General features: G+C 54.7%; 18 protein-coding genes. 10 read left to right on the forward strand and 8 right to left on the reverse strand.

The window, feature by feature from the left end:
* Window positions 1-3 precede the first annotated feature (3 nt).
* Both ACXAGD_RS19995 and ACXAGD_RS20000 read right to left on the reverse strand, forming a co-directional pair.
* Complete coding sequence (locus ACXAGD_RS19995; RefSeq protein ID WP_475213294.1) at window positions 4-870, reverse strand: carbohydrate ABC transporter permease; 867 nt, start codon at window positions 868-870, stop codon at window positions 4-6.
* Between the two features lie 63 nt (window positions 871-933).
* Window positions 934-2,277, reverse strand: a complete 1,344-nt coding sequence (locus ACXAGD_RS20000) for an ABC transporter substrate-binding protein (protein WP_475213296.1) — start codon at window positions 2,275-2,277, stop codon at window positions 934-936.
* Between the two features lie 149 nt (window positions 2,278-2,426).
* On the opposite strand from ACXAGD_RS20000, the gene ACXAGD_RS20005 reads away from it, so the two are divergent.
* The 7 genes from ACXAGD_RS20005 (at window position 2,427) to ACXAGD_RS20035 (ending at window position 9,804) form a co-directional block, all read left to right on the forward strand.
* Window positions 2,427-3,443 carry an ABC transporter ATP-binding protein gene (locus ACXAGD_RS20005; RefSeq protein ID WP_475213298.1) on the forward strand — a complete coding sequence of 339 codons (1,017 nt, stop codon included), beginning with the start codon at window positions 2,427-2,429 and terminating at the stop codon, window positions 3,441-3,443.
* An 11-nt stretch (window positions 3,444-3,454) separates the two neighbouring features.
* The gene (locus tag ACXAGD_RS20010; protein ID WP_475213301.1) at window positions 3,455-4,186 is read left to right on the forward strand and encodes an HAD family hydrolase; all 732 of its coding nucleotides are present in this window, start codon (window positions 3,455-3,457) and stop codon (window positions 4,184-4,186) included.
* 34 nt (window positions 4,187-4,220) lie between these two features.
* A complete protein-coding gene (gene xylB / locus ACXAGD_RS20015) occupies window positions 4,221-5,684 on the forward strand; it encodes a xylulokinase (RefSeq protein WP_475213303.1) in 1,464 nt (487 codons plus the stop codon).
* A 407-nt stretch (window positions 5,685-6,091) separates the two neighbouring features.
* Window positions 6,092-7,108, forward strand: a complete 1,017-nt coding sequence (locus tag ACXAGD_RS20020; RefSeq protein WP_475213305.1) for a hypothetical protein — start codon at window positions 6,092-6,094, stop codon at window positions 7,106-7,108.
* A 295-nt stretch (window positions 7,109-7,403) separates the two neighbouring features.
* Window positions 7,404-7,967, forward strand: coding sequence for a GbsR/MarR family transcriptional regulator (locus tag ACXAGD_RS20025; protein ID WP_475213307.1), 564 nt, complete (start codon window positions 7,404-7,406; stop codon window positions 7,965-7,967).
* A gap of 41 nt (window positions 7,968-8,008) precedes the next feature.
* Window positions 8,009-8,710, forward strand: a complete 702-nt coding sequence (locus ACXAGD_RS20030) for a DUF4166 domain-containing protein (protein ID WP_475213309.1) — start codon at window positions 8,009-8,011, stop codon at window positions 8,708-8,710.
* A complete protein-coding gene (locus ACXAGD_RS20035; protein WP_475213311.1) occupies window positions 8,707-9,804 on the forward strand; it encodes a saccharopine dehydrogenase family protein in 1,098 nt (365 codons plus the stop codon). The genes ACXAGD_RS20030 and ACXAGD_RS20035 overlap by 4 nt, the downstream gene beginning before the upstream one ends.
* 105 nt (window positions 9,805-9,909) lie before the next feature.
* On the opposite strand, the gene ACXAGD_RS20040 is transcribed toward ACXAGD_RS20035, so the two are convergent.
* Complete coding sequence (locus ACXAGD_RS20040; RefSeq protein WP_475213313.1) at window positions 9,910-10,794, reverse strand: LysR family transcriptional regulator; 885 nt, start codon at window positions 10,792-10,794, stop codon at window positions 9,910-9,912.
* Between the two features lie 87 nt (window positions 10,795-10,881).
* Here ACXAGD_RS20040 and ACXAGD_RS20045 point away from each other — a divergent pair, with 87 nt between their 5' ends.
* Entirely contained in the window at window positions 10,882-11,178 is a 297-nt protein-coding gene (locus tag ACXAGD_RS20045; protein WP_475213315.1) for a YciI family protein, read from the forward strand.
* A gap of 111 nt (window positions 11,179-11,289) precedes the next feature.
* Here the strand turns inward: ACXAGD_RS20045 and ACXAGD_RS20050 are convergent, their stop codons facing one another.
* From ACXAGD_RS20050 to ACXAGD_RS20070, 5 genes are all read right to left on the reverse strand, one after another.
* On the reverse strand, window positions 11,290-11,592 hold the full coding sequence (locus ACXAGD_RS20050; protein WP_475213317.1) for an SH3 domain-containing protein: 303 nt from the start codon (window positions 11,590-11,592) through the stop codon (window positions 11,290-11,292).
* Between the two features lie 152 nt (window positions 11,593-11,744).
* The gene (locus ACXAGD_RS20055) at window positions 11,745-12,182 is read right to left on the reverse strand and encodes a YqfO family protein (RefSeq protein WP_475213319.1); all 438 of its coding nucleotides are present in this window, start codon (window positions 12,180-12,182) and stop codon (window positions 11,745-11,747) included.
* Window positions 12,183-12,851: 669 nt separating this feature from the next.
* The gene (locus ACXAGD_RS20060) at window positions 12,852-14,123 is read right to left on the reverse strand and encodes a TRAP transporter large permease (protein WP_475213321.1); all 1,272 of its coding nucleotides are present in this window, start codon (window positions 14,121-14,123) and stop codon (window positions 12,852-12,854) included.
* A 3-nt stretch (window positions 14,124-14,126) separates the two neighbouring features.
* Complete coding sequence (locus ACXAGD_RS20065) at window positions 14,127-14,645, reverse strand: TRAP transporter small permease (RefSeq protein WP_475213323.1); 519 nt, start codon at window positions 14,643-14,645, stop codon at window positions 14,127-14,129.
* Between the two features lie 76 nt (window positions 14,646-14,721).
* Window positions 14,722-15,711, reverse strand: coding sequence for a TRAP transporter substrate-binding protein (locus ACXAGD_RS20070; RefSeq protein WP_475213325.1), 990 nt, complete (start codon window positions 15,709-15,711; stop codon window positions 14,722-14,724).
* A gap of 109 nt (window positions 15,712-15,820) precedes the next feature.
* Between ACXAGD_RS20070 and ACXAGD_RS20075 the strand changes: the two genes are divergently transcribed.
* Entirely contained in the window at window positions 15,821-16,309 is a 489-nt protein-coding gene (locus ACXAGD_RS20075) for a MarR family winged helix-turn-helix transcriptional regulator (RefSeq protein WP_475213327.1), read from the forward strand.
* Between the two features lie 518 nt (window positions 16,310-16,827).
* Window positions 16,828-18,171, forward strand: coding sequence for a hypothetical protein (locus ACXAGD_RS20080; protein WP_475213329.1), 1,344 nt, complete (start codon window positions 16,828-16,830; stop codon window positions 18,169-18,171).
* The last annotated feature ends 106 nt before the right edge of the window (window positions 18,172-18,277 follow it).

Consider the following 18,277-nt stretch of genomic DNA (forward strand, 5'->3'; position numbering starts at 1 on the left):
GGCTCAGACCTCCTTGTAGAAGACGCGGATGTAGATCTGCGCCAATACAATGGTAATGATCAGCAGAATGATCGCCTGCGCCGAGGCCAGCCCCTGATCAAATCCGCGAAAGCCAACCCGCTGGATCATGAGCGAGATGAACTCGGTCGACGATCCCGGCCCGCCGCGCGTCAGGGTGAACACCATGTCGAACAGTTTCAGCGTATCCGCCGTGCGCAGGATCAGAACTGCGACCAGACCCGGCAGCAGAAAAGGCAGCTGCACATAGCGCAGGACAATCCATTTAGACTTGGTCTCCAGCCGCGCAGCCTCTTCCACCTCACCCGGGACCATCGTCAGGCCCGCCAGCAGCACCAGCGCCACGAACGGTGTCCATTGCCAGACGTCCCAGAAGATGATCATCGCAAAGGCGTTTTGCGGGTCGCCGATCCAGTTGATATCCGCACCTCCCAGCAACTGGTTCACGACGCCAAATTTTTGGTTGAACATCACCTGCCCCAGCAGACCCACCACCGCATAGGTGGTGGCCATTGGCAGAACGAGGCTGAGCCGCGCCAGTGTTTTCACCAAAGTCAAACCCGGCTGATGCAGCACCAACGCAATGCCCAGACCCAGCGCAATCTGCAGCGGCAGCGCCGTTCCAAGCAGAAAGAACGTACGCCCCATTGCCTGCCAGAACACCTCATCCGTTAGCACCGACCAGTAGTTGTCGAACCCAACGAACTTGACCCGTTTAAGTTTGGTCAGGTTGTAGAAATGTGTCGAGGTCCACGCCGCGTACATCAACGGCGCAATGCCGATGATGGCCAAACCGATGACCGCCGGGCCAATGAATGCAAAGATTGTTTTGCGGGATACCTGACCGCGCATGTCCGTCCTCCGGTTTTCCCGGTTGTGTAGGGGCGCACTGATGCGCCCCACTTTTTGATGTTTTTATTGGGCCAGTGGCTTGTCGCCGGAATAATAACCAGCGTCTTCCAGCACCGCTTCCATACGAGAGCCGATTTCCTGCGCACCTTCCTCGGTTGAGACTTCACCTAGCATCATCTTGGTGCCCCATTCCTGAACAATCTCGGTAATCTCGGGCCATTCCGCGAAACGTGGGCGGAATTCCGGGACTCCATCCTGCCAGCTTTCGACCAAGGCCGGGACAAATTTAAAGTCTTCCAGACCTTCTTCATTGTACACGGACTGACGGGCTGGAACGCCGCCGCGTTCAAGATATTCGCGCGCATTGGCTTTCGAGGTCGCCCACTGGATGAACAGATACGCTGCTGCTTGCTCGGCTTCATCCGCTTGCGAGGCAACCGCCAGCGAGAAGCCACCCAGCGCGGGCTTACGACCGGCAGGCCCTGTTGGCTCGGGCGCGATTTCAACACAATCGGCCACTTTAGACGTCTCGGGCGAGACGACCGAAGAATAGAAGGCCGACCATTCGGTGATCATCGCGATGTCGCCTTGGCTGAACCCGTTGACGGTTTCAGCGTGGTCATAGGCAACAATGCCATCAGGCATGTACTCCATCAGATCCTGACGGAATTTCAGACCTGCCTGGCTTTCGTCGCTCATCAAGTTGGACTTGAATTCGTCATCCAGGAACGATCCGCCGAACGGCCACAACACCCGTGCAAAACTGTCGGCGGACTGGGTTTCGTTTCGCTTGGACTGCAGCGCGAAAGCGTATTTGCCATCCTTTGTCAGCGCCGGGCCGTAGGTGTCTTTAAGCTCCTGCCAAGTTTCGGGCGGACCATCGAACCCTGCCTCTTCCAGCATACAGCGGTTATAGAACATCAGGCCGGAGTAATTGTCGAATGGCAGGCCATACAACGTGTCATTCCAACCGCCAAATGCGTTCAGGACCAGCGGGAAAAAGTCGTCAATGTCCAGATCAGGGTCAACTGCGTCTGGGAATTTTGCCTGCACATCCGCCAGCGGAATGATCCAGTCGTTTTCTGCAAAGTTACCTATCCAGACAAGGTCAATCAGCGCGATATCAAGATCACCGCCAGCCACGAAATCTCGCACCTGCTCGCCCAGAGCGTTCTCGTATGGATGTTTGATGATATTGACTTTGATGCCGGTTTCTTCCTCGAAGGCAGGAAGCATGGCTTCGATCGCTTCATAGCCCGGACGCAGAAGGAAGACGACGTCAATGGTTGTGCCCGCGTAAGGCTCAGCTGCCTTTTTTAGGCTCCACCCATCATCTGCAACGGCCGCACCAGTCGCGACGATACTGGCCACGGCTGCAGTACCCAGCAAGTTTCTAAGAGTTTTCATTCTCAGTTCTCCTCCCTGTTCAGAAACATCTTTTGCATCTTGACTCATACAAAAGTATTTTTTCGACTTGAAAGTCAATACATTTGTTCCTACTGATAAACAAAAGATATCGTGCGGACCGTAGCGTTCGCCGTTGGGGAGGGGTTGCCTTGGCTGGCATCAAGATTGAAGGACTCAACAAGTTTTACGGTGAAACACAGGCGCTATTTGATGTCAGTCTCGACATCAAGGACGGAGAGTTTGTTGTGTTCGTCGGGCCATCGGGTTGCGGCAAGTCGACCCTGTTACGAACGCTGGCCGGGCTGGAGGGTGCGGACTCAGGTCGCATTGAGATTGACGGGCGCGACGTGACCTACGCCGAACCTGCCGATCGCGAACTGGCGATGGTGTTCCAATCCTATGCACTTTACCCCCACATGAGTGTGCGCGAAAACATGGATTTCGGCATGAAAGTCAACGGGTTTGCACCCGCCCTGCGAAAGGAAAGGATCACAGAAGCGGCCCGTATTCTGCAGCTGGAAGATTACCTAGACCGCAAGCCCTCTCAGCTGTCTGGTGGTCAGCGTCAGCGCGTCGCGATTGGTCGGGCCATAGTCAAAAACCCCAAGGTCTTCTTGTTTGACGAACCGCTTTCCAACCTCGACGCGAAACTGCGCGTGCAGATGCGGGTCGAGCTGGAAGGCCTGCACAAACAACTTGCCGCAACAATGATCTATGTGACCCATGATCAGGTTGAAGCCATGACAATGGCCGACAAGATCGTTGTGCTGAATGGTGGGCGTGTCGAGCAGGTCGGAACTCCGATGGAGTTGTATCACTCTCCACGTTCACGCTTTGTAGCCGAGTTCATCGGTTCGCCAGCCATGAATGTGTTTGCCCCCAGTGGCACAGTAAATGGACTGACCATCAAGCCAGATGCCGCTTTTGTTGGCTGCCGCCCCGAACATCTTGAACTGCTGCCACAAGGCGAAGGCAATACCGACGCTACGGTCCGGGTAAAGGAACAGCTTGGGGGCGAGAGCTTGCTGTACCTGACCCTCTCGGACAAAAGCGAGATCGTCGCGCGTGTCGGCGGCGATGATGATACTCCTGTTGGCCAAGTCGTCGGCGTGCGAATCCCCGAAAACCGGCTGCATCAGTTCGGTGCCGACGGGCGCGCACTGTAACGGTGCGCGAGATGACAGGAGACAACTCCACAAGCTCCGAACTTCCTCTCTCGCTTGAGACATTCAACCTCATCATCTTCGATTTTGACGGAGTTATTGCCGATAGCGAGATCATCTCGCTCTCTACACTGAGAGAAACATTAACGGAGTATGGCATCGACCTGCCGACGCAAGAGGTTCGAAAGAAATTTCTGGGTAAATCTCTTGCGGCAATCGAAACCTATGTTGCCGAGCACAGTCCGTCCGGTTCCGCCAACACTTTTGCGCAAAAATGGCAGGCCGAGCTGTTCCGGCGTTTCCACAGGGAGCTTTCACCCATTTCCGATGTCAAAGACTTTCTGGGCGTTTTGGCTTCAATGAATGTTCCCTACTGCATTGCCTCGAGCGGTACGTTTGAACGGATCGGCGTTGCCCTGACCGCGATGCAAATGACCTCATTGTTCGAAAACGTCTTTAGCTCGGAGCAAGTCGAACATGGTAAGCCGGCGCCAGACCTGTTTCTGCACGCCGCTGCTCAGGTTGGTGTCGCCCCCGAAAGTTGCCTTGTGATCGAAGATTCACCTTTTGGCGTGCGCGCTGCCAAAGCGGCCAACATGTGCTGTGCCGGGTTTGTCGGCGGGGCGCACTTGCGCGGCATTGAAGACCAGCACGGTGAGTTTCTTCGCCAGCAAGGGGCTGACGTGATCATATCATCCTATGAGGCGCTTGCGCCTGCGCTTTGCAAAAAGCAGGAAAAACAATAAACGAATTACGGGCACAAATAAGGGGTAACGTCGCATGAGCTACCTTGGCATTGATCTGGGAACTTCCGGGCTGCGCGCCCTACTTCTGGCAGAAGATGGCAGTGTGATCGGGTCGGCCGAGCAGACTTACCCATCCGAACACAAACACCCCGGCTGGAGCGAACAGAACCCTGCCGATTGGATCACAGCGCTGGAAAAGGCTGTTGGTGAATTGCGCGACAATCATCCTGAGTTTGCTGACCTCCGTGCCGTCAGCGTCGCAGGCCATATGCATGGCGCAACTCTGCTGGATTCTGAAGGTGACGTGATCCGGCCGTGTATCCTGTGGAATGACACACGCTCTGACATCGAAGCAAAGCATCTGGATGCCCTGCCCGGCATTCGCGAGATTTCGGGCAATATCGTATTCCCCGGCTTCACGGCCCCTAAACTGCTTTGGGTCAAAAAGCATGAGCCCGACACTTTCGCCCGCGTCGCAAAAGTTCTGCTGCCAGCGGCTTATCTGAACTACTATCTCACGGGCGATTATGTCGCCGACATGTCGGACAGCGCTGGAACATCTTGGTTGGACGTATCAGGCCGCACGTGGTCCGAGGCACTGTTGACCGCCGGGCAAATGAGCGAAACACAAATGCCACGACTCGTCGAAGGCTGCCAACCCGCCGGTACTTTGCGGCCCAATCTGGCGGCAAATTGGGGCGTTCGGAACAGCGTGGTCGTCGCGGGTGGCGCCGGAGACAACGCTGCAGCGGCCTGTGGTTTGGGCGCTCTGAATGAGGGCGATGGGTTTCTGTCCCTTGGCACGTCTGGCGTGTTACTGGCGGCGCGGGATGGCTATTACCCTGCCCCGGCCTCTGCGTTGCACACGTTTTGCCACGCGGTTCCGGATCGCTGGTACCAGATGGGTGTCATGTTGTCGGCAACGGACAGCCTGAACTGGCTGAGTCAGATTACCGGTAGGAAGCCTTCCGAACTAACACGCGAATTGGGTAATGAATTGCGCGGACCAGGTCGCGTGCAATTCTTCCCCTACCTATCCGGAGAGCGAACACCGCATAACGATGCCAACATTCGCGGCAGCTTTACAGGGTTGGGGAAGGACACCGACCAGAGCGACTTGACCTGTGCGGTGCTCGAAGGCGTCGCCTATGGCCTGAGTGACTCGTATGATGCGCTGGCAAGCACCGGAGCCCGGATTGACCGCCTGATCGGCATCGGTGGCGGAACGCAGTCCAAGTACTGGGCTAAACTGATTGCAACCGTTCTGGACGTGCCCATAGAACTCCCGCAGGGAGGCGAGTTTGGCGCCGCGCTTGGGGCAGCCCGCCTTGCAATGATCGCAGGAACCGGAGCTTCGCCCGAAGACATTCTCAAACCACCCAAAATTGGTGAGCGGGTGCTTCCTGACAAAACCAAGATCGAGGCCTTCAACGAGGCAAAAGACCGTTTCCGAACGGCATACTCAAACCTGCAAACAATATCGTCCAGACGGCGGTAGACAAACCTTTCACCCAACATTCTGCGTTGGCGCGAGCTTTGACTACAGGCAATCCACTAACACCGTAAGGACCGGTGGCGCGTTCAATGAGCGTGCCACTTTGCGTTATAGTCATATAGGCATCTAAAACTGATCCTTTGGTGATGCGTCGCGAGCTTGGTGACCTTTTCCAAAGACCATTTTGCACCCGACAGTCCGGCTGGGATATGGCTACCTCAAGAACGTCGCACGGTCTGCAAAAGTCCTGCACAACCACTCAGGAAAAACTGCGAGATCCCGTCCCTATACACGAGATGAATTGCAAACTCAGGAGTGAGAGCATGCCACCCTGCTTCTGTTGGGACATTGCTGTCGCTCAACTCCTGGGATTGTCGAACTGACTTCAGGTTCCTTAAGAGACTAAACTTGTGCTTACATTTTACATCGTCGCCTTTTTGGCCTTCATCTATCTTCCGTTTGCCATGCGCAACTGGGGCGCGTTTATCGCGCTTTGCTTTGCTTATTTTGTGATCGATCTTGGCGTCCGTTTCGGTGTGGCGACTTATTCGGCAGCTGACGTGCCGAGGACGTTGGTTCTGGCAGGGAACGCTTGGACTGACGTGATCGTCAAAGTATTACCCGTGACGGTCATCGCACGCGCGGCTGTGCTTATTGCAAGATCGCTCGGATTAAACGGGCGATATCTTATGGCTGCCAATATTGTTGGAATTCTCGCCCTGCCAATCGGCCTCGCGGGGATTGTGGCATTTGAGCGATGGGAGCGCCGGCCTGCTTCACTGCACTGCACCAACAAGCGGATTCCCTTGATACTATCAGGAATTAAAGCGTCAGCTGCCTGGAACAAGAACATGACGCTATATGTTGGCGCGGATATTCGCGAAGACAGCCGATACCTTTTTTCTCCAAGCCATCGGCGCAAAGTTTGTAGGGGCACCTCGAACGGCACCAAGCACCTTAAGATCGAAGCGATCAATTTCCGAACGCATAGGCTTTCAATTAACCGTTGCACGGCACAAGACATCACACCATGGGAACTAAGGGTATGCGAGAATTGGAAAGACGATGACTGGTATCGCAAACCCCACGAGTTAATCATCTTCAATCCAGACGGAATCCAGCTGGGCGATTTTGGTATCCCGCGTGCTTCTACCGACGATGGCTACCAACTTCGTGACGGTGAGCGCCTGATATCAGCAACAAACGAATATCACGAGACTATTTCAGCCGTCTGCCGCGTGCCGACAAACACGGACAGATCTCTTTATTGCACAATGCGTCGACCAATTTCGAAAGGTATCAGCCTCTTTTGGGAGGCGAGCTTACCGCGCGGGCAGGTGCAAGCGTACTTGCTGCGTACGGATGAGTTCGCACGGGGTGTCTGCACGGATATGTTTGGCAATCCTTTTTGCAAACCCTCCCCTTAGGACATTTTGGTTACTTTGTTATTACTTTCGAACCCGCTGTGCTCACTGCCGATGTGGGCGAAGCCAAGCATATGTCCCTGAATACATTTTACTCGGGAACGGGTCGCCAACAGCCGTCGCTCGCTAGCACATGTTCTGCATCAATATAGCGCCAGGAAAGCAAAGTCCGAATAACCATCTCAAGTCAGTCAATTGGTCGTGTATTGGTGCGGGGCAGCCATTCTCGCGACAGATATCTTGTCTATGAACCAACGAAGGTCTTGATTTCATCCCAATAGTATCTGATATTTCTGTCATGACAGAAACTTTAGACATAACGAAATCCAGCGCGGCCAGCCAGTTTATTCTTTACTGGGGCGATATGGGTAATCAATGGGGCGTCAACCGCTCTGTGGCGCAGATTCATGCGCTTCTCTATCTCAGCTCCAGACCTCTCAACGCTGAGCAAATTGCTGAGTCGTTGAGCATTGCGCGGTCCAACGTGTCCAACTCTCTTAAAGAACTGGTGAGTTGGCGGCTTATTCGGCGCGTTCCCGTTCCGGGAGACCGGCGCGAACACTATGAGGCCGAGGTGGATGTCTGGGAAATGGGCATACGTATCGCTCAAGGGCGCAAAGAGCGTGAGATTGATCCCGCAACACAAGCCTTGCGCGCCTGCGTGACACAGGCCGAAACCGAAAGTGGTCTGGACCCAACTGCGCTGCGGCGGATGCAAGACATGCAAGAGTTCCTGGCAACGGCCGATACTTGGTTTCGCGACATGCTGACGGTGCCCCGCCCAAAGCTGGTGATGTTGATGAAGATGGGAACCAAAGTCGTGTCTCTGCTGAACTTCGCCGGAGGCAAAAAGAGCGGCTAAAAAATTTGATCCTTAATTTCTCTCACAACGGAAATAACAGAATGCTCGCAAACAAAGGAAAAGCCATCCCGCCCAGTATAAGGCCTGTTCAACCGCAGTCCGATGAGGTCACCCGCCGGGACGATCGCTTCAAGAAGCTGTTGGGGGCTACTGCGTGGGCCCGCCTGCCAAATGCAATTCAGCGTCGGTTCAGCAAGCGTTTGCTGGGTGATGCCAGCCTGGCCTATCAAGGCCGCGTAACCCAGATGCGGATGAACACCTTTGGACGCGCGCTGGCCTTTACTTTGCGGATTATAGGAGCCCCTCTGCCCTTTGACCGAACCTCTGTCGGTCGGTCTGCTGTTGTCACCGTCACGGAAGATGCAGCAACAGGCGGGCAATTTTGGATCCGACAATACGGTCGAGCCGTAGGTTTTCCGCAGATGGTTGGCAGCTCCAAACGCTTTGCCGGGCCCACAGGGTTAGAAGAATACATCGGCTATGCGATTGGCATCTCACTCAGGCTGGAAAGCACAAGAACCGGCCTGTATTTCGTCAGTGACCGTTATTTTCTGAAACTGGGGCAAAGGCGACTTCCTTTACCACGGTGGGCCTGCCCGGGTGGACTTCGAGTTGGCCACGAGGAACTTGGTGACGGGCAGTTCAGATTTACCCTGGAACTTGCGCACCCGATATTTGGCGAGCTGATCTGGCAAGACGCCACCTTCCACGATGCCGACATTGTCGGAAATTTCCCGTCATGAAGGTCGTGATCATCGGAGGATACGGTGTTTTTGGAGCCCTCACCGCGCGCCTACTGGCACGAGACGGGCATCAGCTTTGGCTGGCCGGACGGCGCCCTGAGAAAGCCCGCGTTCTGGCGCAAGAAATCGGTGCCCGGACCCTGAAGCTGGACCTCCGCACAGCACCAGCGGTTTTGTTCGAAGTTGAGCCGGACGTGGTAATCGATGCAGCCGGACCTTTTCAGCACTACGAAGAAGACCCGTATAGGGTCCCGAGGCTCTGCATCATCCATGGGGTCAATTACCTCGACTTGTCGGACAGCGCCCAGTTCACGAAAGGAATCTCAGCCTTAAACGCCGAAGCCAAGGCTGCTGGTGTTTTCGCACTTTCCGGCGCATCCAGCGTACCCGGGCTGTCCTCAAGCATCGTCGTGGACCTCCTCACTGACATGGAGGACGCTGACCAGATCGACATCGCAATCCTTCCAGGCAATCGGGCGCCACGCGGTTTATCCGTTATCAAAAGTATAGTGAGCGGTGTCGGGCGACCATATCAGGTGTGGCGCGACGGAGTCTGGCAAACGATCACCGGATGGACGGACCGCAAGGTTTATGATCTGGCACCCGATCTAAGGCGCACCGGATACAGCGTAGAAGTCCCCGATATCATGCTTCTTCCCGAAAAGACGGGCGCAAAAAGCGTCATGTTCCGCGCCGGGATGGAGCTTTCGGTGATGAACTGGGCGTTGCAACTGCTGGCCAGACTGAGGCGGCACGGGCGCTTTGAATTACCGAACGTTGCGTATTCTACGCTCTACGTGCTCTCGAAAGCGCTTTACCCTTTTGGCAGTGACCGCGGCGGTATGCAGGTGAGTGTTTCAGGAAGGTTGAACGGCCAAAACGTTGTACGCACGTGGAGGTTGATCGCCGAAAAAGGGCATGGCCCTTTTGTGCCTGGCATCATGTGCCGAACCATCCTGCGTGAGTTCTCCAACATAAAGGCCGGGGCCCGACCTTGCTTGGCAGAGCTTCCAAGGTCTTTGGTCGAAGGCGCCATGGAGGATTTGGAAATCCAAACTGAAACCATCGACCTGTTCGATCAAAGCGCTCCTTAGGCTAGCGAGAACGGGTACGGGAGATACCGTTGCGGAACGCTTTGATCAAGACAATGCTCCCTTGCGTTCCGCTGGTATAGCATTCACTGCCGGATGATACGTCGCTCAGTCCAGACAGGACCAATTGATATCAGCCAGCCACCGTTTCGTAGCGGCTACAGTTAAACGCCCGGTTTGGTCAACATGTGACAATAGCCATACATCGCGAAAGACCGGTTTCGCCTGACCGCTAGATACGTGCGTGCGCAGCCTGTGGTCAGCATCCGAGATGAGCGATGGCAACAGTGTCTTACCCAGACCGCGTGCCGTCGCCTCCTGTGCGGTTTCGATATCCGCCACCCAAACATTGGCTCGCCGCGCGCCAGCCCCAGAGGCCGCTTTCTCTAGCCATTGTGCCTGTGGCAGGCTGGCGCTGGTATCCTCATAGGTGATCCAACCCAGATTTTCGGCCTCGTCATCAGAGAGCTTTCGACTGACGTATACGCCAAATCGCAGCTCTCCCAGTTTCTGGGCCTTGATACGTAAGCCGCCTCCATCAGGCCGCGCGAACCGGAGAGCCAGATCCGCTTCGCGCTTTGAAAGGTCCAGATTGTTCGAGTTTGGAACCAACTCGACTGTCAAATGCGGGTGCCGCCGGGCAATCTTGCCAATTTGGAATACGAGCACACGATTGATGATGATCGGGACAGACGTGATCCGAACCACACCTGACACGTGGTCTGCTGCCCGATCTGAACACGCCTGCAGCGCCCGGCTTGCGGCTTCCATAGTCTCAGCGTGGCTGAGAATGTCCAAAGCAACATCCGTGGGTTCGTATTGTCCTGCCGCGCTGCGCAGAAACAGTGTGGCGCCAAGGTCAGACTCCAGCGCCTTAACCCGGCGTGCCACCGTCGTTTCGTTCACCCCTGTCGCCTGAGCGGCCGCCTTCAGCTTGCCACCACGAAAAAGAGCCAGAAAAAATCTGAGGTCGTCCCAGTTTGTGCTCTGCATCTTTGCAGGCTAAGTAGGCAAGAATTTAAATTCAATCGGCGTATCTGCTGTGCACAAGTAGTGATGTTCCAAATTGGAGAGAACCAAATGAAATTCATCATCCTCTTCGAAGACGCACCACATGCAGACCCTGACATACGCAAAAACCACATGGCGCAGCATCTCAGTTTCCTCGAACGTCACGCAAACAAAATTGAGGCTGCCGGTCCGCTGTCTGACCCAGAAAGACAAGGGCGCGATGGGCTTTGGGTTGTCGATGTGGCCTCGATTGATGTCGCGGAAAGCCTGGTCCGAGAAGATCCGTTCTGGGAGACAGGCTTGCGCGCAACCTACTCAATTATCCCTTGGAAACAGGTATTTTCGGCAGGGTCGCGACTGGTCTAGCAAAAGTGATGCTCACAGCGACTAAGAAGCATAGTCGCCGGGCTGCCCCACAGCGAAGACAGTTTTTCCAGCAGCAGCAGTGGACAAGCTGCGCCCTCTGGAATTGTCACATCATAATTTTCGTAAATAAGCCCAAGACACGTATCCCTTGAGCTGACGCACACGATCCAGCGACACTCGGCACCAACGCGTGCTTCCGGTTTGTTCGCAGCTGTGAACCCGCAGGGCAGTCCCATTTGGAAGGCCAACGATTACTATGTAACCTGTTCCCGGCCCCGCACGCATCTTCAGCATGTCACCCTCTTCGACACCATAAACCTCGTATCGTCCAAGGGAGGCCGCCGTTGCAGATTCAGTAGTCAAAAAAATCCCTAGAACAATTGCCGCCAGGGTGGTGAAGGTTGCGCTGCGCATCGGTTATTCCTGCTTGTTGCCTCAGACCCTATCTTAGCGAGCCGGATCGACAAGCGGAACAATTCCAAGCAACAACTTTAGGACGCTGAAAAGTATCCAAAGTCTGTTTAGGCCTAATTGACAGATCGCAGGGCTAAGAAAGTGTGGTCGGTTCACCGGTGCTCCTCTGGCACCCAGTCGTCGGCTTTATTGTTCCAGAACCTGTTTGGATTGTCTTCGTCCGTTCCCCGGATGTGCAACGTCCGCACGCATGGCTGCACGAATATCACCGGCTCTTCATATGGGTGTGAGAAGTAAATGCTCTGGAGAACCCCCACAGCATTGTCCTCGTCTCCGCTCAGAAAGAACGACAGCTCGACACAGGGCACCTCAACCGCATCCTGCGTTGCCGCGTTGCGGCCGCTTCCCAATGATCGGAATTGTTGCACACCAGGCGCGGCCCGAAAGGTGACACGATCATAGTCACCGTATTTCAGAGCGTTTTCGACCAGAACCGCATCCACGATCTTTTGTGCGTGGGTATGCGGCACCTGAACAATGATGCGGAAACCTGCTTCGGGCGCAAATCTTTCACTTTCGAGATTGGACATTATCATAGTTTTCTCCAACGGTTACTCCGTTGCGATAACCTATGTTGGCCACCCTGCGGGAAAGGACAGTTCGTTGTCGGCCGAACCGTCGGTCGCTTGTTGCGCCAGACCTAACCAACGTGCGTGTGCAGCGAGCCCGTATTCTGTTTGGTATTGGCGCGGCTTCCAGACTGTCGCATCTTACCCTCAATCGCTTGCAAAACACCGCTAGACTGAATGACCACGATACAAACGCTCGAATTCGACTTCGCCGCGGGTCACCCATGACGGTTTCCAACGTCTGGCGCGGTGCTTTGTCATCGACGCCCCAACTTAGATTTAGGAGCCGACCTATCGATGAAATGTGTCAGGGACCTTTCAAAACCGAAATCACACGATGCTTTTGAACCGGTGTGCGGCGTGGCAGACCGACGCAAAGCCTGACTTGCGTTGATCAATGGGCCAAACCTTCTCGTCTTAAAAACGCAAAAGACCTCTCTACCTAGCTGGGAACGTGAATTTCTATGATGAGGCGCAGTTTGCTATCCATGTCTCGCAGAGCTCTGACGTAAAACGGTAGAGTTCTACCCGTAGAATTACCACAAATCGCAAATCAAAAAGACAGCAAAGGCAGGTCCGCCAACAGAAATTTCTTCCGTGAAGAACCAATTGATTGCGGTACTTTCGTCCTCAGAACAGCCTATATGGAATGAACAGAGCCAAGTCCTGCCAGAACCACAACAGGACGGCTGTTGACAGCATGATCAACGCAAAGGGGATGGCACCTTTGATCACCTCTTCCAACCGTGCCTTACCAACCGCCTGAATTACGAAAAGGTTCAATCCGACAGGTGGCGTAATCAGCGCTGTTTCAATGAGCACCACGAAGAAAATCCCAAACCAGATCGGGTCAATCCCCATGACCCCAAGCGCCGGGAAAAGAACCGGAACCATGATCAACATCATGGACAGGGCTTCGAGGAAAAAGCCGATTATCAGCAACACGAGACCGACCGCAAAGATAAACATCGTTGGGTTCGCGATATTTTCGGTCAGAAAGTTGCTGATCGACTGCGGGATCAGGTAAAGCGTGATCGCGTAGGAAAACACTTTGGCGCCTGCGACGATGATGAAAATCATCGCAGTTGTTTTCAACGAGTCATGAACGGCAACTCGAAGCTTGGTAAAGTTCATACGCCCCATTGCGAAGGTCATGAACATGGCGATCACAAACCCAACGCCCGCGCTTTCCGACGGTGTCGCAATGCCTGCATAGATTGATCCGATAATCGCCAAAGCCAGGACGACCGTGGGAAGCGCATAGAGTGTCACGAACAATCTCTGTTTCATCGGCAAACGCTGGACTTTCAAACCCTCTTTGCCCCGCGAATAAAACATGGCGTAGATGATGAAGAGTGTCGCAAGAAACAAACCCGGCCCAATTCCGGCCAGGAAGAGGGTTGGGATCGATGTCTCGGTGATGACACCATAAATAATCAGCGGAATGGATGGGGGGATCAGAATGCCCAGAGTGCCCCCGGCAGCAAGTTGTCCCATCACAAATGGGCGGTCATAGCCGCGCTTTTCCATCTCGGGGATGGCGACGGTGCCGATTGTTGCTGCGGTTGCCACCGAGGAACCGGAAATTGCGGAAAACAACGTGCAGCTCATGATTGTCGCTACACCCAACCCTCCGGGCCAATGACCGACCCAAGCCTGCACGCTGGCAAAAAGATCTCTGCCGACGCCACCCTTCAACAGCACATTTGACATCAGAAGGAACAGCGGCACGGCCAAAAGCTCGAAACTGTCCATAGATCCGAACAGACGCTGAGGTACGGCGATCAGAGGGAAGCCCTTGAGCCAGAGCAGCACGACCCCAAGCGCGCCCATGGCAAACGCAACCGGCACACGCAAAAGAAGCAGGCCCAGTAAGGCACCGATAATAAGGAGAGACTCCATGGATCAGTGGCTCCCCAATTCAGAGCGTTGCAGGTTCGCCTGCCCGGTCCAGACCTTGTAGATCTCTGCCAACGCCTGCAGCGCCAACAACCCGAACCCGACCCAAATCGCGGATTGTGTATAGGCCTTGGGGATAGCAAGGTAGCTGTCCGTCGTATGCCCAGAGAGCGTGGATTTCAGCCAGATGTCCCAGCCATAACGAGCAGCGACGCAGCCGAAGAATACAATAACAAGCAATGAAAACGTTTCGACGATCCGGCGCTGCAACGAGTTCACATCCCGAAACGTCAAATCAATTATGATGTGCTGGCGGTGCTTGAGCACATAGGCCGTCGCAGCAAATGTACCCCATACCTGAAATATCCGCGAAACCTCATCCACCCAGACAGTCGGGCTCGTTAGCACATAGCGCATGAAGACCTCGTAGGCCACGAATATGCCAACGGCAAAAAACATCCACCCGGCGACAATGCCAAAGAACTCGGACAGCCAGTCAACGAATTTGGTCAGTGCTTGTAGCATTCTGAGTAACTCGCCAGAAGATAAAGAAGCAATCGAACTGCAACAGCCCGATTGCTTTGACATTGTTATTAAGGGGTTAAATTCCGGAAGCGGCAGAAACCACCTGAGCTGCCGTATCACCGGCATCATCAACGAAACGCTGGGCCACGCTGGAGGTTGCCTCAACCCATTGCTGGCGTTCTTCGTCTGTCAGCTCGACAACGGTCATCACACCGCGCATTTCTTCAACGATTGCATCTTCTTCTGCGTAAATCGCGTCACGTAATTGCTGCTCAACCTCGGCGGCTGCGTCCAGAATGATCTGCTGGTGCTCGGGTGACAGACTTTCAAAGAAGTCATTGTTCATGACAGCGACGAATTCGATGGCACTGTCATAAGACAGTGTCATGTGGTCCATAACCTCGTGCAATTTGCGAGACTTCACAGCAGAGGCGCCTGTCATGCCTACGTCAACAGCCCCCTGTTGATAGGCGAGAAACTGTTTGGACCCCGACATCAGCGTTGGTGCGCCACCAAGCGCTTCGACCGTCCAGCCAAGCACTTTTCCGTAGGTCCGGACTTTTTGATCGCTCAGGTCGGATGGCGTCCGGATGGCGGAACCGTTCGACAAATAGACGTTGCGCCCGAAAGCCTGCCACCAAAGAACTTTGGCCCCTGTTTCTTCGAGCACCGCGGCATCAAGGACGTTGCGCATCGGTGATCCAGTGGCAACAGCAGCGCGCAGATGGTCTTCGTCGCGGAAGAAGAACGGCAGGTTCACGACGTCCACCGCCGGCACAGCCCCGGTGAACCGGCCAAGAAACGCAGAACCGGCCTCGACTGCGCCTGAGCCTACTGCTTCTGGAACTTCCTTGTCTTTATAAAGCTGCGCTGACGGGAATAGCTGAACAGTCAATTCGCCACCTGACTTCTCTTCAATGATTTCCTTGAAGGCGATCCAGTTCTGTCCGAGCGAATGGGTTTCTGGCAATTGAAGTGTGACCCGGATAATTGTTTCGGCCTGCACCATCACCGGTGCCACCGCGATGACTGTAGCGGCCACCGCCGCTTTCAACATCCTACGCATGACTCTCCCTTGTGTTTTCGTGCCGATGGCACTTTAGTCTTGATACACAGCGTTGCAATGCGCCTACAATATTGTCAATTACATATGTAAACCAGAAAGATGACTTGGAATGTCGACCCGGGATGATATCAAAGATTCAATGGCAGGCGAGGGCTTGATCGCCGCCATTCATTCCCTGTCGCACAAGTTAATGCTGCTCTATTCCCAAATCGTATACGACCAGACAGGGCTGAACTGGCAGGACTGGCGCATCTTGCGCGCCGTCGTAAGCCTGCAATCCTGCCGAGCTCAGGACATTTGCGACGAATGTGGGTTGCAAAAGCCGCATGTCAGCAATGGGTTGGCACGGCTTGAAAAAGCAGGGCATATCCAGCGCTCGCGCAACCCGGACAATGCGAAAGTCAAAGTTGTGCGCAGTACTGCCCAAGGCGAAAATCTGGTGGAAAAAGCTAAGCCGGTGCTTGAGGGCTTGAACGCACAGATTAAGACCAACACTGTATCCAGCGAAGGCCTGCTGGAAGAGCTGCGAGGGTATCAAACGGAACTTGACCGATTAGCCAAAGCCTCCTCGCACGTTGATGACAAGCGGAGCGCCTGAACAGAGCCGATCCGATGGAATTGATCCAATAACTCCTGAATCCGAAACAACGCCCCTAGTCTGAGGGTGATTTTTGAAACTCGGAATTTAGACCAATGTACGGTTGGCAAGAAAGCGCAGGAAGAAAAGCGCGCGCTTGATTAGCGCAACTTTGCTGGCGTAGTTTTACACAGGGACTCAATCAAAAAAGGAGCAAGCTTCTATTTTTGCTGCACCCAATTGTTTTTTTAGGGATAGCAGCGTCGGTTTTCTTTCTCTTGGCCTCGCCCGGTTTTCGCGTTTGGTCGACTAATTGTTTTGAAGTTGTAATGAGGGCCTCAGTGTTTGAGGCAGTATTGGCGGAGGGTTTTTCCTGCGATGCAAAATACGAAATACGCCGTCCTCCCAGCTCTGTCCCGATCGGTTTGGCTCAGAATCCAAAGAACTCGTTTTTCAACAACAGAACTCTGTCATCCGGCCAGATGTTTGATCGCGGACGTTCCCAAGCGACCGTTCGCGCGGGACAAAAGGGCTGAGTAATGCACGCGTTCGATATTGCACTGATTGGCGCAGGACCTGCCGGTTACGCCGCACTGACCGCATTGCGAGGGTTTTCGGGATCACTGGCCGTGATCACCGGCGCTACACCCGACCCTTGGCAGGGTGGTCCTGCAAAAGTGGTTTCGGTCGCTTTTGAACGGCAAAAACCGGCTTGTCTGGCCGATCGTATGCCTGTGTCCGGAGACGCACCGCCGATGTATGCCGCAGCCGAAGTGGGCGGTCTTGCCAATTACTGGGGTAAACAGCTTCAGGTTTACGACAGCGATGACCCTTGGGGACGCGGTCCGTTTTTGGAGAACTGGAAGGCGTATCAAACCGCTTGTGATGCGGTTCAGACGGATCTTGAGGTGATCGGCGGTACCCAGCAGCAAAGTCTGGACAGCGATTTCGAAGCCAGCGCCCCACGCCTGTTGGTCGGCACCAAGGACGCGCCTGGCAGCCAATTGAATGCGATGGCGCTTGCAGTCGAGGCACGGCTGCAAGAAATCCCCAATGTCGAAGTCCTGTCCGGGCGGGTAAAGCGGATCGAAAAGGAACAGGGCGTTCTGCGTTTGGATCTGGGCGGGGGCACGCAGGTCCGCGCGCGCCTTGTTTTTCTGGCCGCTGGCGTTCTGGGAACAGCGAAAACCTTGGCACGCAGCATTCCCAATGTCTCAGAAATCGGTTTTCGCGATCACGCCCCCTATACCATCAACTGTTTCAGGCTGGATCGCATTCTTGGTCCAACGCACACCTACGCCAACAGTGGCAATTTCAACTCCCTAACAGTCATGAAAAAAAATGGCGGGCACTGCGATCTGTTCGCCTCGATTTATGCGGTGTCGCAGGCGCCCATCAGCCTGTTGACCACCAATTTCGGGCTTGGGCCCCGGTTGCGAGGTCGCCGGTTCGGCCGAATATTCGACTTCGTGCAACCGATCCGACTGTGGACGCCGAAAACGCAAGTTCAGTTTCGACATCACCCCGCCGACAGTAAGACCGAAGCCACCCCTACGCTGGATCAGGAACCCGACACGAAGTTGCAGTGTTTCCTGAATTGGCTGGATGCACATAGTGTTCGTAACAGGCTGGGCCAGACCGCGCCGGGACAAGGTTTTCACTATCACCGGCTAACCCTTGGAGCCGACCAGTGCGCAGTTGATGACGTGGTCAAAACGGCCTTTGACGGGCAATTGCGCGTTATTGACGCCTCTTGCCTGAAACAGATCGGTTGCCCGCCCCACACCCTGACAGCGATGGCGCAAGCCTATGCCCGCGTGCGTCATGATCTGCAAAACTCAGAATACGACGCAATCGCCCATAGCGGCTTGTCCTCCTCATAAGGTCAGCCCAAGCGCGTAGACCAGCGCCTATCCCGGTTCAGATAGCGGCTGTAACGCGTTCAATACATCTTCAAGCGCTCGGGCACCAAACGCATGAGAGCCAATT

Source organism: Ruegeria sp. ABF4_144, assembly GCF_056160045.1.

Excerpts from the sequence above, each read along its gene's own strand:
- ACXAGD_RS19995 (WP_475213294.1), bottom strand. The coding sequence starts at position 870 with ATGCGCGGTCAGGTATCCCGCAAAACAATCTTTGCATTCATTGGCCCG.
- ACXAGD_RS20000 (WP_475213296.1), bottom strand. The coding sequence starts at position 2,277 with ATGAAAACTCTTAGAAACTTGCTGGGTACTGCAGCCGTGGCCAGTATC.
- ACXAGD_RS20010 (WP_475213301.1), top strand. The coding sequence starts at position 3,455 with ATGACAGGAGACAACTCCACAAGCTCCGAACTTCCTCTCTCGCTTGAG.
- xylB (WP_475213303.1), top strand. The coding sequence starts at position 4,221 with ATGAGCTACCTTGGCATTGATCTGGGAACTTCCGGGCTGCGCGCCCTA.
- ACXAGD_RS20025 (WP_475213307.1), top strand. The coding sequence starts at position 7,404 with ATGACAGAAACTTTAGACATAACGAAATCCAGCGCGGCCAGCCAGTTT.
- ACXAGD_RS20030 (WP_475213309.1), top strand. The coding sequence starts at position 8,009 with ATGCTCGCAAACAAAGGAAAAGCCATCCCGCCCAGTATAAGGCCTGTT.
- ACXAGD_RS20035 (WP_475213311.1), top strand. The coding sequence starts at position 8,707 with ATGAAGGTCGTGATCATCGGAGGATACGGTGTTTTTGGAGCCCTCACC.
- ACXAGD_RS20040 (WP_475213313.1), bottom strand. The coding sequence starts at position 10,794 with ATGCAGAGCACAAACTGGGACGACCTCAGATTTTTTCTGGCTCTTTTT.
- ACXAGD_RS20045 (WP_475213315.1), top strand. The coding sequence starts at position 10,882 with ATGAAATTCATCATCCTCTTCGAAGACGCACCACATGCAGACCCTGAC.
- ACXAGD_RS20050 (WP_475213317.1), bottom strand. The coding sequence starts at position 11,592 with ATGCGCAGCGCAACCTTCACCACCCTGGCGGCAATTGTTCTAGGGATT.
- ACXAGD_RS20055 (WP_475213319.1), bottom strand. The coding sequence starts at position 12,182 with ATGTCCAATCTCGAAAGTGAAAGATTTGCGCCCGAAGCAGGTTTCCGC.
- ACXAGD_RS20060 (WP_475213321.1), bottom strand. The coding sequence starts at position 14,123 with ATGGAGTCTCTCCTTATTATCGGTGCCTTACTGGGCCTGCTTCTTTTG.
- ACXAGD_RS20065 (WP_475213323.1), bottom strand. The coding sequence starts at position 14,645 with ATGCTACAAGCACTGACCAAATTCGTTGACTGGCTGTCCGAGTTCTTT.
- ACXAGD_RS20070 (WP_475213325.1), bottom strand. The coding sequence starts at position 15,711 with ATGCGTAGGATGTTGAAAGCGGCGGTGGCCGCTACAGTCATCGCGGTG.
- ACXAGD_RS20075 (WP_475213327.1), top strand. The coding sequence starts at position 15,821 with ATGTCGACCCGGGATGATATCAAAGATTCAATGGCAGGCGAGGGCTTG.
- ACXAGD_RS20080 (WP_475213329.1), top strand. The coding sequence starts at position 16,828 with ATGCACGCGTTCGATATTGCACTGATTGGCGCAGGACCTGCCGGTTAC.